General features: G+C 72.0%; 13 protein-coding genes and 1 pseudogene. 7 read left to right on the forward strand and 7 right to left on the reverse strand.

From position 1 onward, the window contains the following. Nucleotides 1–393 precede the first annotated feature (393 nt). Together ACFWFR_RS12490 and ACFWFR_RS12495 are read left to right on the forward strand one after the other, a co-directional pair. Nucleotides 394–603: a hypothetical protein gene (locus tag ACFWFR_RS12490; protein ID WP_377618141.1), complete on the forward strand. Its 210-nt coding sequence runs from the start codon at nt 394–396 to the stop codon at nt 601–603. 33 nt (nt 604–636) lie between these two features. Beyond that, on the forward strand, nt 637–1398 hold the full coding sequence (locus ACFWFR_RS12495; protein WP_377623170.1) for a class I SAM-dependent methyltransferase: 762 nt from the start codon (nt 637–639) through the stop codon (nt 1396–1398). A gap of 97 nt (nt 1399–1495) precedes the next feature. Here the strand turns inward: ACFWFR_RS12495 and ACFWFR_RS12500 are convergent, their stop codons facing one another. Beyond that, nucleotides 1496–1729, reverse strand: a complete 234-nt coding sequence (locus tag ACFWFR_RS12500) for a hypothetical protein (RefSeq protein ID WP_191800650.1) — start codon at nt 1727–1729, stop codon at nt 1496–1498. Between the two features lie 156 nt (nt 1730–1885). Here ACFWFR_RS12500 and ACFWFR_RS12505 point away from each other — a divergent pair, with 156 nt between their 5' ends. After that, complete coding sequence (locus ACFWFR_RS12505; RefSeq protein WP_377623171.1) at nt 1886–2869, forward strand: DUF2804 domain-containing protein; 984 nt, start codon at nt 1886–1888, stop codon at nt 2867–2869. Nucleotides 2870–2954: 85 nt separating this feature from the next. Next, entirely contained in the window at nt 2955–3521 is a 567-nt protein-coding gene (locus ACFWFR_RS12510) for a pyridoxamine 5'-phosphate oxidase family protein (RefSeq protein WP_377618135.1), read from the forward strand. Nucleotides 3522–3571: 50 nt separating this feature from the next. Here ACFWFR_RS12510 and ACFWFR_RS12515 read toward each other — a convergent pair whose 3' ends face one another. The 4 genes from ACFWFR_RS12515 to ACFWFR_RS12530 form a co-directional block, all read right to left on the reverse strand. After that, nucleotides 3572–4189 (reverse strand): NAD(P)-dependent oxidoreductase, encoded by a 618-nt coding sequence (locus ACFWFR_RS12515; protein ID WP_191800644.1) that lies wholly within the window; start codon nt 4187–4189, stop codon nt 3572–3574. Between the two features lie 151 nt (nt 4190–4340). Further along, nucleotides 4341–4925: an ASCH domain-containing protein gene (locus ACFWFR_RS12520; RefSeq protein WP_377623172.1), complete on the reverse strand. Its 585-nt coding sequence runs from the start codon at nt 4923–4925 to the stop codon at nt 4341–4343. A gap of 77 nt (nt 4926–5002) precedes the next feature. After that, complete coding sequence (locus tag ACFWFR_RS12525; RefSeq protein WP_377623173.1) at nt 5003–6820, reverse strand: glycoside hydrolase family 2 protein; 1818 nt, start codon at nt 6818–6820, stop codon at nt 5003–5005. After that, entirely contained in the window at nt 6817–8103 is a 1287-nt protein-coding gene (locus ACFWFR_RS12530; protein WP_377623176.1) for an MFS transporter, read from the reverse strand. Before ACFWFR_RS12530 ends, ACFWFR_RS12525 begins: the two co-directional genes overlap by 4 nt. Nucleotides 8104–8223: 120 nt before the next feature. On the opposite strand from ACFWFR_RS12530, the gene ACFWFR_RS12535 reads away from it, so the two are divergent. Continuing rightward, entirely contained in the window at nt 8224–8679 is a 456-nt protein-coding gene (locus ACFWFR_RS12535) for an acetyltransferase (protein ID WP_377623174.1), read from the forward strand. A gap of 52 nt (nt 8680–8731) precedes the next feature. Here the strand turns inward: ACFWFR_RS12535 and ACFWFR_RS12540 are convergent, their stop codons facing one another. Further along, nucleotides 8732–10327 (reverse strand): methyltransferase domain-containing protein, encoded by a 1596-nt coding sequence (locus tag ACFWFR_RS12540; RefSeq protein ID WP_377623175.1) that lies wholly within the window; start codon nt 10325–10327, stop codon nt 8732–8734. Between the two features lie 162 nt (nt 10328–10489). Here ACFWFR_RS12540 and ACFWFR_RS12545 point away from each other — a divergent pair, with 162 nt between their 5' ends. Continuing rightward, nucleotides 10490–10864 (forward strand): VOC family protein, encoded by a 375-nt coding sequence (locus ACFWFR_RS12545; protein WP_377618127.1) that lies wholly within the window; start codon nt 10490–10492, stop codon nt 10862–10864. Next, nucleotides 10861–11448: a TIGR03086 family metal-binding protein gene (locus tag ACFWFR_RS12550; protein WP_377618125.1), complete on the forward strand. Its 588-nt coding sequence runs from the start codon at nt 10861–10863 to the stop codon at nt 11446–11448. Before ACFWFR_RS12545 ends, ACFWFR_RS12550 begins: the two co-directional genes overlap by 4 nt. 7 nt (nt 11449–11455) lie before the next feature. On the opposite strand, the pseudogene ACFWFR_RS12555 reads toward ACFWFR_RS12550, so the two are convergent. Next, nucleotides 11456–11857 (reverse strand): annotated as a pseudogene (locus ACFWFR_RS12555) (pyridine nucleotide-disulfide oxidoreductase); the annotation flags it as partial.

An 11857-nucleotide genomic window follows, 5' to 3' on the forward strand; every position in this document is an offset into this window, starting at 1 on the left:
GAACGTTAGGTGGTGGCGCGATGCAGGGGGTACTTCGCGCCACCGAGGAAGACATTACCCCCTCCTCCCGGGCGTTGACGAATCGCTCTCGCCTGACGGGCGAAGGGAGAAAGTCCTTCCGATTTCAACCAGTCCTCGCGCCTCGCGCAGCCTCTTTCGAGGGCTCGGCGAGCGGCCGTCTCGGGCCGCGGATCAGCCCCGCCGAGCCCTCCCCGTCCCCTGCGCGGGTCGCCGAGCCGGCCCACCGGAATCCCGCCCCGTGAGCACCGCGTCCACGGTTTCCGACCTCCGACTAGGGTCGAGCGCGGGGCAGCCTCAGCCTGTTGTAAACCACGACATACCGGATTCTTCTTCCGATTGCGGGCGCCTCAGACCTGTGTGCAGAGTGGTGCGATGGTATGGGTTCTGGTCGGTCTGGTCCTCGTGGTGCTCGGCGTCTCGTTCGCCGCTCGCGCCGCGTGGTCGGTCCGCTCGGGTGAGCAGCGCGGGCGCGCGAGCAACGGCGCCCACGGCATGGGGATCGCCCTCGGTGCCGGCCTCGCGTTCTGGGGATCCGTCGTGGTGATCGTCGCCCTCGTCGCCGACCACGCCGGAAAGGACTGACGGCCCCGCCACCCCTCCTGTCAGACTCGCCACATGACCCGCACCTTCGACGACCTCGTCTCCGAGGCGGCATCCGTCCCGGTCGACGGCTGGGACTTCTCGTGGCTCGACGGGCGCGCGACCGAGCAGCGCCCCTCATGGGGCTACGCCCGCTCGATGGGCGAACGCATGCGCGCTGCGAGCGCGGCGCTCGACCTGCAGACGGGCGGCGGCGAGGTCCTCGCGAGCGTCCCGCACCTGCCCCGCCTGACCGTCGCGACCGAGGGCTGGCCTCCGAACGTCGCGAAGGCGACCCGCCTCCTGCACCCCTTGGGGGTCGCGGTCGTCGCGGACCCGGACGAGCCGCCCCTCCCGTTCGCGGACGAGGCGTTCGACCTCGTCGTGAGCCGGCACCCGGTCCGGCCGTGGTGGGAAGAGATCGCCCGGGTGCTCGCGCCGGGCGGGACGTACTTCGCGCAGCACGTCGGCCCGTACAGCGTGTTCGAGCTCGTGGAGTTCTTCCTGGGCCCGCAGCCCGACGAGGTCCGCAACGGTCGCCACCCCGACGACGACCGGGCAGCAGCCCGAGCAGCAGGTCTGGAGGTCGTGGACCTGCGCTTCGAGGAGCTGCGGACCGAGTTCTTCGACGTCGGCGCGGTCGTCTACTTCCTGCGCAAGGTGATCTGGATGGTCCCGGGGTTCACGGTCGAGGCGTACCGCCCCCGGCTCGAGGCCCTGCACGAGCAGATCCAGGCCGAGGGGCCGTTCGTCGCGACGACGACGCGGTTCCTCATCGAGGCCCGCAAGCCGGCCTAGGTCGGATCACCGGTCGGCGACGGCGAGGTCCCGGCGTACGGGCGCCGGGATTCAGCGGTGTCTCCGTTGACACCCGCCGTCAGCGGCCGGACGAGGTTCAGATCCCGAGGCCGCGCGTCAGGTCGCCCAGCGCGGCGCGTGCACGCCGCTTGCGGTCCGCGGGGTCGATCGTCCGCTCGTCGCCGGGGTTGGCGCGCCGGACGGGCTTGCCGCCGGCCTCGGCCGCCTCGACGACACGGGGCAGGCGTCCGTTGGCTCCGGCCGAGCGCGTCGCGCGGTTGCTCCGGTGCGGGCTGGTCGGGGCGAGGAAGTAGGGGCGTTGTGTGGTCACGGGTCGTCCTCCAGTCGTCGCGGCCCCGTCGCCGGGGCCTTGCCCTCCTATGCTCGGACTCCCTCGTTTCGTCCGTGTTGCGAACACCGAACGTCGCAGTGTCGTCCGCAGGAACCCGCGGCACACCGACCCTCTACCGACCAGTAGCCTCCTGACATGACGACGCACGAGCGCGAGATCACTGCCCCGGTCGACCTGTGCCTGCCGGACGGGCGCCTGAACCCGGACGCGGTCGGGTGGACGCGCACCCCGCTGCACCGCGCCAACCTGAGCGGGTGGGGTCGGACCAAGCGGTGGGAGTACTGGGGAGTCGTGACGCCCTCGCACGTGATCGGCGTCGTGGCGTCCTCGATCGACTACGCGGGGGTCCACGGCCTGTACGTCCTCGACCGGGCGACGGGCGAGGAGACCGCGACCGACGTCGTCGTGCCCCTGGCCCGCGGTGTCGTGATGCCGGAGACCAGCGGTGCCGGCCGCGCCGAGGCCCGCGCGAAGAAGCTCGCGATCCTCATCGACCAGGACCCGGCCGGTACGCGGATCCGCGCCGCGTCCCACGACGTGAGCCTCGACCTGACGATCCCGCTCCCGCCGGGGCACGAGTCGCTGGGCGTCGTGGTCCCGTGGAGCGACCGGCTCTTCCAGTACACGGTCAAGGACGTGGCCCGGCCCGTCTCCGGCTCGCTCACGGTCCACGGCACCCGGCACGAGGTCAGCGCCGAGGACTCTTTCGCGGTCCTCGACCACGGGCGCGGCCGCTGGCCGTACTCGATGACGTGGAACTGGGCCGCGGGCAGCGCGCACGGCCGCGGCATCCAGCTCGGCGACAAGTGGACGGACGGCACGGGCTCGACCGAGAACGCCCTGCTCGTCGACGGCCGCCTCCACAAGATCGGCCAGACGCTCGACTGGCAGTACGACCGCGACGACTGGCTCGCCCCGTGGCGCATCTCGGGAGACGAGGTCGAGGCCGTGTTCACGCCCTTCCACGAGAAGGTCGCGCGCACCGAGATGCTCGTGGTCGGCACGGAGACGCACCAGTGCTTCGGAACGTGGTCGGGCCGCGCTCGCACCGACGAGGGCACGTGGGTGGACCTCGACGGCCTGGTCGGGTGGGCTGAGGAGGCCCAGCAGCGCTGGTAGCCACGGCGCAAGGCCCGACGGCGCCGCTCGCCTCGAGGCGTGGACGTCACCTGAGCGTCGCCCGCCTCGGTGCCAGACTGCCGTCATGGCGACCGTCCACGACGAGATCACTCCCCGGCTCTCCCGCTTCGTGCTGTCCCAGCCCGTGTTCTTCGTGGGCACGGCCCCTCTCGCGGGCGACGGGCACGTCAACGTCTCCCCCAAGGGCATGGGCGGAACGTTCGTGGTGCTCGACCCGCACCGGGTCGCGTACCTGGACTACACGGGCTCGGGAGCCGAGGCCGCAGCCCACCTCCAGGAGAACGGGCGCATCGTCGTCATGTTCTGCGCGTTCGAGGGACCGCCCAACATCGTGCGCTTCCACGGTCGTGGCCGTTACGTGCTCGCCCGGACGCCCGAGTTCGACGAGCTGCGCCCCCTGTTCGCCAAGGAGCGCGAGACCGGCCAGCGCGGCATCGTCGTGGTCGACGTGGACCGTGTCTCGGACTCGTGCGGGTACTCGGTGCCGTTCATGGACTTCGTGGGCGACCGCGACGTGCTGGACCGTGACCACGAACGACGGGACCCGGAGTTCTTCGACGCGTACTGGCAGAAGAAGAACGCGACGAGCATCGACGGGCTGCCCGGGGTGGACATCTCTCCGCTGTCCTGAGCACACCGGACGCTGGAGCCCCCGGCGACGCACGTCCCTGGGTCCAGGGTTCAGCTGTTGCTGACCCCGAACGCCCTGCCGACGGTCGAGTCGTCCTCCAGGACGCGGAGCAGGCAGGCGGCGAGGTCGCCGCGGGGGATCGACCCGAATCCCTTGGCGCCCTTGGTCAGCTCCCGCGCCGTCCAGCCACCGGTCGTCGGGCCGTTCGTCAGGCCGGCCGGTCTGACGATCGTCCAGTCGAGGTCCGACGTCACGACGGCCGACTCCTGCTCGTCGTGGTCGGCCAGCGCCGAGGCAAGGACGACCCGTGTCAGGACCCGGACGAGTGCGGGCATCTGCGCTGCCGAGCCACCTGCCCCCAAGGAGGACTGCACGACGAGCCGACGCACTCCCGCTTCCTGCATCGCCGCCACGACGACCCGCGTGACCGCAGACCGTTGACGAGAGGTCCCCTTGGCGCCACCCACGGTCACCACGACGGCGTCCGCCCCAGCGACCGCTCGGGCTGCCACTTCTGGATCGCCGGCGTCCCCCTTCAGGGTCTCGACCCCCGGGGTGACGGTGCCGCCGCTCCGCGACAGGACTGTGACCTCGTGTCCTTCTCCCTGTGCGAGCGAAGCCAGGCGGGCCCCCGTGCCCCTCGATCCACCGACGATGACGATCTTCACGGACTGCTCATTTCGTCGCGGAGTACCCTGCTGTCCGCGGAAGTGTATCTCCGTGCCGGTGGAGACCGGCGGGCGCTCAGGTACTCATCCCGGCCTGGTGCGACCACCCGGTGGACGCGCCCCGCAGGGACGAGAGCTTCAGGGCGCACCGTCACGTCGCGTCGAGGTACGCCCGCCCCCGCGGAGAGATGCGGTACCCCACGGGCAGGCTCTCGGTGAGGCCGAGCTCCTTGAGGCGCCGCACCCGGACCTTGAAGTAGTCGCGCTCGACCCCGATCGAGGTCGCGAGCTCGCGTGCCACGACCTCGGGCCGCGCGACGATCAGGTCCAGGTAGGACCGGGTCCACGGCTCTGGCGCCACGCGGTCCATGCGCGCGAGCCGTGTGCGCAGCCCCTCGACCTCCTCGGCCGACAGGTCGGCCTCCTGGCGCAACGCGATGCGCGGGTCCTCCCCCACGCGCCGCAGCCCGATCCGGTACAGGTCCCCCTCGCCCTTCGCGGCCACCCAGGCGAGCGCGGCCTCGGTCGAGCGGAACCCCGCGGCGCGGGCGTCGTCGTCGGGCAGGACGGGCACCCCGTCCACGTCCGGGACCCGGTCGATCGAGGTGACCTCCACGACCCCGATCCGCGTCCTCATCCGGCCGCCCGCGCGCACGCGCGGCGCGAGCCAGCGGCGGAACGCGAGAGTGACCGTGCCGTCGTCGAGCCCGCTGAGCGTCTGCCGGGTCAGCAGCATCCCCTCAGCGTACGAAGCGCCGGACGGACCGGCATCACGTCGAGCAGCGGGCAGCGGGCAGGCACCGAGCCGTCGGGTCACCCCAGCCGCAGCCCCGCGTTGACCGACCGCACCAGGTCCGCCGGGAGCTTCGCGACCTCGCGGTCGTACGTCAGCAGGCCGTTGAGCTCGTCCTCGACGTCCGAGAGCTGGGTGTAGACCGTCGCGGAGAGCCCTCGCGGGATCGCGGGCACGATCTGGTCGCGGTGCAGCGCCACGAACGCCTCCCCGAGCGCCGCGGCGTCGTCGAGCTTCTTGTAGCCGAAGTCCTTCTCGCTGAAGTCGCGGTCCTCGACCCGCAGGTTGTAGCCCCCGTACTCCGAGAGCACGAGCACCCGCCGGTCCCGCCGCCGCGGGACCCGGAACGGCTTGAAGTACACGTGGAGGCTCCGGAGGTCGCCCGCGCGCTGGTCGTGCCAGCCGCTCGCGTGGTCGACCGTCCGCGTCGGGTCGAGCGCCTTGACACGGGCCGCGACGCGAGCGGCGTCGAACTGTCCCCACCCCTCGTTGAACGGCACCCAGACCGCGATGCTCACGATGCTGCGCAGTTGCTCGACGGTCGCGTCGACCTCGCGGAGGAACTCCGCGCGCCCCGCGACGTCGGCCCGTCCGAACAGTCCGTAGAACCGGTCGCTGATCCGGAGAGGCACGGCCACGGGAGCCGTGATGACCGCCGGGCGGTAGCTGGTGCCGCCGTTGACCATGTCCTGCCACACGAGGATCCCGAGCCGGTCGCAGTGGTGGTACCAGCGCAGCGGCTCGATCTTGATGTGCTTGCGCAGCATCGTGAACCCGAGGTCCTTCATGGTCGTGATGTCGTGGACCATGGCCTCGTCGGTCGGTGCCGTGAGCAGCCCGTCGGACCAGTACCCCTGGTCCAGGACGCCCGCGTGGAAGTACGGCTCGCCGTTGAGCAGCAGGCGCGGCACGCCCCGCTCGTCCCGGCCCACGCCGAACGACCGCATGCCGGCGTAGCCGCGCACCTCGTCGTCGCCGAGGGTCACGGTCACGTCGTACAGGTGCGGGTCCTCGGGCGTCCACAGGTGGGCGTCCGGGACCGGCACGCGGGCGACCGTCCCCGCGGGTGCGTCGACCTGCGCGACGAGCGCTCCGCCGTCGTGCACCTGGATGCGCGCCGTGGGCGCGTCCTGCCCGACGGCGCCGCTCGCCCCCGCGGGCACCTCGCCCGCGTGCACGGTCACCTCGAGGCAGCCGCCCGGGAGGTCCGGGACGAGCACGAGCCGGCCGACGTGCAGCGCCGGGACGGCCTCGACCCACACCGTCTGCCAGATGCCCGACTGCGCGGTGTACCAGATGCCGCCCCGGTCGAGCTTCTGCTTGCCGCGCGAGTGGTAGCCCATGTCGCTCACGTCGGTGACCTCGACGAGCAGCTCGTGCGGCTCGTCGGAGGAACCGGCGAACGCGTCGGTGACGTCGCACGCGAACGGCAGGAAGCCGCCCGTGTGACGGCCCACCTCGACACCGTCGACCAGGACACGGCACGACTGGTCGACCGCCCCGAAGTGCAGCAGGACCCGCCCGCCGCGCGGGACGAAGCCCGCGGGGAGCGACACCTCGCGCCGGTACCAGAGCGCCTCGTACGGCTGGAGCTGGCGCCCGACGCCCGACAGCACCGACTCGGGCGAGAACGGCACGACGATCTCGCCGTCGAACACCGCGGGCGCGGACCCGCCCAGCGACCCCTCCGGGCCCGCCGCCTGGCCCGTGAACGCGTAGTCCCACAGCCCGTTGAGGTTGAGGTAGCTGTCGCGCACGAGCTGAGGACGGGGGTACTCGGGCAGGGGGGCGTGGCGGTCGAGGGCGGCGGCCCAACGGGTGGGCCGGAGGGTGCTCATGCAGCAGGTTCCTTGCGACGGAGAAGAGTGACGGGGACGAGGATCAGGAGCAGCACGACAGCGGCCGCGACGAAGATCAGGGGGCTCGGGACCTGCTTGACGACACCCAGCTCCTCGTAGGTCTCGGCGGCCCCACGGATCACCGCCGCACCGATGAACGGTCCCACGAGCATGGGGACGAGGATCGCGAAGACCATGCGCAGCCCCTGGACGTGTCCCGCCCGGTCGGGCGGCGAGTAGTCCCGGACCAGCGCGCCGACCGGGGTGAGGACCAGCATGAACCCCGACATCATGACGAGCCCGGCGAGGATCGCGGGCACCATGCCTCGTGCGAACGCCATGAGGACCAGCCCCGTCCCGTAGACCGCGACCGCAGGCAGGAGGAAGCGGACCTTGCCGACCCGGTCGACGATCCGGCCACCGATCACGCTCACGACCGAGGCGCCGAGCAGCACCACGGCCAGGACGATCGCGTAGCCGTCGATCCGCAGGTACCGCTGGAGGTAGATGATCAGGTAGGGCAGGAACACCTGCGTCGAGATGCCCCAGATCATCCATGCCGACAGCGCGAGGTACAGGCCCGGGTTCTCGCGCACCGCCGAGGGCCGCAACCCGTGCACCACCGAGCGCAGGTACCCGTCCTCCTGACGGACCGTGAGCTCGCGGTCCCGGACGAGGAACCACGACACGATCCCCACGACCACGATGATCGCTCCCACGAGGACGAAGAACTCGCGCCACTGCCCGGCCCGTGTCATGCCGTCGAAGGCCCCGAACACCACGAGCATCGACAGCAGCGGCATGACCGCGAGCACCGACTCGACCCGGCCCCGGTTCGCCGGCTCGGTCGAGTCGGTCACCCAGGCCTGGAACGCGGCGTCGTTGGCTCCCGAGCCGAACAACGACATGACCGCGTCGAGCACGACGACCGCGACCGCGGCCACGACCACGGCGCTCGCCGCGGGGACCAGCCCCGAGACGGCCTCGGGGCTCAGGAACCCGAACGCGGCCGTCGTGACCCCCCACAGGACGTACCCGGCCGCGATGAACACGCGGCGGCGCCCGACCCTGTCGGAGAGCGCACCGACCAGGAGCGTCGCGAGCGTCGCGGCGACAGCGCTCACCGCGACCATGGTCGCGATGACGTTCGGGTCGTCCGTGATGGTGTCGTAGACGAACACGTTGAGGTACATGTTCTCGACGGTCCAGGCGAGCTGCCCGACGAAGCCGAGGAGGACGAGGGACGTCCAGGTGCGGGCCCCCAGGGCCCCGGTGCGCGTCATTGCCACGCACGGATCGTAGTCCTCGCCGCGGCCGTCGACGTCACGTCGCCCCTCGCACGCCCGGCCCGGCTCCGCCCAGCCGGGCTCGGCGGAGCGCGGTGACCGTCCTAGGATCGGGGCGTGCCTGCCCACCCGCCGTCCGTCGACGTCCGCCCCACGACCGGTCCGGACGAGTTCCCGGCGCTCGTCCGGATCTGGCGCTCAGCGGTCGAGGCGACCCACGACTTCCTCACGCCCGCAGACGTCGACGGCTACGTCGCGCCGATCCTGGACGACTACCTGCCGGCTCTCGAGGTGCTGGTCGCGACGGCCGACGACGAGCCGGTCGGCTTCGTCGCGCTCGACGGCGACCAGGTCGAGATGCTGTTCGTGGACGCCGCGCGGCACGGCCAGGGCATCGGGTCGGTGCTCATGGGGCACGTGGTCGCCCGGCATCCCGCCGTGACCGTCGACGTCAACGAGCAGAACCCGGGGGCGCTCGCGTTCTACCGGCGTCAGGGCTTCGAGGTGGTCGGCCGCTCGCCGCTCGACGGCGAGGGCCGTCCGTTCCCCCTGCTGCACCTGCGCCGGGGCTGAGGCGGGAGACCGACGACGCGCCCAGGGCGCGGGACCGGCGGGCCGACCTCCTCTACGCCCCGAGCACCGGTCGGCGCGCGACCGTCAGCACGTGAGTGTCGGGCCACTCGACGTGCTCGCCCGTCACGGCGTCGGTCAGCGACGCCACCGGTGCGAACGAGTGCTCGACGAGCCACTCGTTGCGCCACGCCCCGCTCTCGGGCCCCAGCTCGAAGCCCGCGCCCGTCAGCAGCCCGGTCCACGCGTCGCCGTCTAGGTCGCAGAAACGCTCGTGGCACTCGGACAGCCAGTTGTCGGCGTAGTCCTTGGTCGTGAGGAACTCCATCGCGTCGCGCAGCGTGAGGCGGAACGTCCCGGGCAGGACCTCCTCGACCGTGAACGACGCGCCCGACAACCGAGGGAAGTCGTGCGCGAACTGGCGCAGCCGGGAAGCCGTCGACAGCCCGCGGACGTGCGCGGCGACGTCGGGCCGTGCCCACTCGTCGAGGTCCGTCACGACGCCCGGCCGCGTGCCGTCGTCGTCGCGGAGCGTGAGGTGCACGGGGCGGTCACCGTCCGCGGGACCGCACACGTCGCTGTTGATCCACACCCCGCCCGGACGCGTGTGGACGAGCACGCGGCGAGCGAACCGCTCGACGTCGGGCACACCGTCGCCGTACGAACTGATCTCGTGCGTGAGCGCGATCGTGACGGTCGTGTCGACGCTGCGCTCGGGCATGACGTCACCGCGCAGGATGTTGGCCTGCACGAACCACACGTTCGGGTTCGCGAACACGCCCTGCGTCTTCTTGTGCTCGGCCTCGGCCACGAGGTGGCGCGCGACGTCGACGCCGAACAGGTCCGACTCGTGCAGTCGAGGCTCGGCCGCGACGAGCTCGAGCAGGCCTCCCGTCGCGCACCCGATGTCGACGATCCGGCCGGGGAGCACGTACGGGCGCACCTGCTCCCACTTGCGGCGCGAGGCGTCCTCGAACGCCGCGGCGTACGTCCGGTAGTCGCGGGTCGCGGTCAGGTCGCCGTCGCCCGAGACGACGGGGTCGGCGAAGACCTGGACGATCTGCGCCTCGAGCCCGTAGCGCCGGAAGAAGCCCGGCACGGCCGGGTGGGCGACGTCGGTCCACGTCGGGTCGCCCGCAGCGAGGCGCCCGACGGCGTCCCACGGGCGGGCGGGCACGTCACCGTGCGCGTCGGTCGCGTCGAGCTCGACGCCCACGACCCGGTAGCCGAGGTCCTGGTACGCCGCGATGACCTCGGGGGTCGAGCAGGCCACGACCGTCTCACGCGGGTCGAGCGTCACGGTGTGCCCCGTCGCGGTCTGGACCGTGGTCGTGACGAGGTGCGCGAAGCGCGCGTGCGGGGCCACGTCCGGGACCGGCACGACGAGGCTCGGCAGGTGCTCGACCGCGGTCACGTGCTCGATGAGCGCCTCGCGGCGGTGCCCCGGGACCGGGTTGCGGCGCGTGCCCGCGTGGTTCGCGGACGTCACGGCCCACACGACCACGGCGTCGGGCGAGCACCGGACGCGCTCGCCGTCGCGGTCGCTGACGAGGCCGGCCCGCAGCGCGCGCAGGTAGTCCACCTGGAAGCGGGTCACGAGGTGGTGGCGCCCCGGGAACAGGACATGGCGGATCAGCTGGTCGTGGGGCACCCGGGTACCTTCGCGCGAGAGCGGGGTGCGGGGCAAGCGGGCGGACCGGACCGCGCTCCGGTACCGACGCTCCCCTCGTCAGCGACCTCGTTCCGTGCCATCGTGGAAAGCGGCGCCCACGGCGCCTCCCCCACTGCGCACGACCTGGACAAGGAGCACCCGATGGTCTCGACGACGAACGCATTCAGCAGCTTCTCGGTGAACGACCTGGACGCCGCACGGACGTTCTACGCGGACGTCGTGGGCATCGAGGTCGACCAGACCCCCATGGGCCTCGACCTGCGCCTGGGGTCGGGCGGCCACGTGTTCGTCTACCCCAAGACGAACCACGTCGCGGCGTCGTTCACGGTCCTCAACTTCGGGGTCGACGACGTCGATGCCGCGGTCGACGAGCTCGTCGCCAAGGGCGTGGAGTTCGAGCGCTACGTGGGGTTCGACCAGGACGCCAAGGGCATCGCGCGCGGTCCGGAGGGCCCGGCGATCGCCTGGTTCAAGGACCCGGCACGCAACGTCCTCGCGATCCTGAGCAACCCGTGAGCACCGCGGTGGCCTCGCACGAGCACCTCCTGGCGGCGCACGGCGACGCGATCGGGGCGTTCGACCACCTGGTCCGGCGGGTCCAGGACGACCAGTGGGACCTGCCCACGCCCGACGACGACTGGACCGTCCGTGACCTCGTCAACCACCTGGTCTCGGAGCAGCTCTGGGCCCCCGAGCTGCTCGCGGGCCGGACCGTCGCCGACGTGGGGTCGGTGTTCGACGGCGACGTCCTGGGCGACGACCCGATCGACGCGTGGATCGACGCCTCGACGCAGTCGCGCGAGGCGTTCCTGGCCCCCGGCGCCCTGGACCGCGTGGTGCACCTGTCGTACGGCGACGCCCCGGCGACCGAGTACGCGCACCAGATGACGTTCGACCTCACGGTCCACGCGTGGGACCTGGCCCAGGGCCTGGGGGTCGACGCAGACCTGGGCCCGCAGCTCGTGTCGTTCGTGCTGGGCTACGCCCAGCGCCGCAAGGGCATGTTCGCGGCGAGCCGCCTGTTCGCGGGTCCGCTCCCCGTGCCCGACGACGCGCCCGAGCTCACGAGGCTCCTCGCCCTCGCGGGGCGCCGGGGCTGAGCCCGCCTCAGGCCGTCGCGTCGTCCTCGCGGCGTGCGATGCGGATCATGTCCTCACGGGGCACGACCTTGACGCGCTCGCGACCGTGCGGTTCGCCCTGCGCGCGCTCGTAGGCGTCCAGGACCTCCCAGTCGGACCACTGGACCAGGTGCACGCCGCGCTCGGTCAGGAACTCGACGATCGCGTCGGGGTCGGGCTGGGTGGCCGTGCGCGAGTCGGCAAGGTCCTCGACGAGGTGGCGGACGGTCTCGGAGGCGTCGGACTTGGTGTGCCCGATCAACCCGACCGGCCCACGCTTGATCCACCCCGTGGCGTAGACCCCCGGGACCTGCTCACCATCGATGTCGATCACCCGACCCTCACGGTTGGGAATGACACCCTTGAGCTCGTCGAACGGCACCTCGGGCAA

Source organism: Oerskovia sp. NPDC060287, from assembly GCF_042726775.1.
GTDB lineage: Bacteria > Actinomycetota > Actinomycetes > Actinomycetales > Cellulomonadaceae > Oerskovia > Oerskovia merdavium.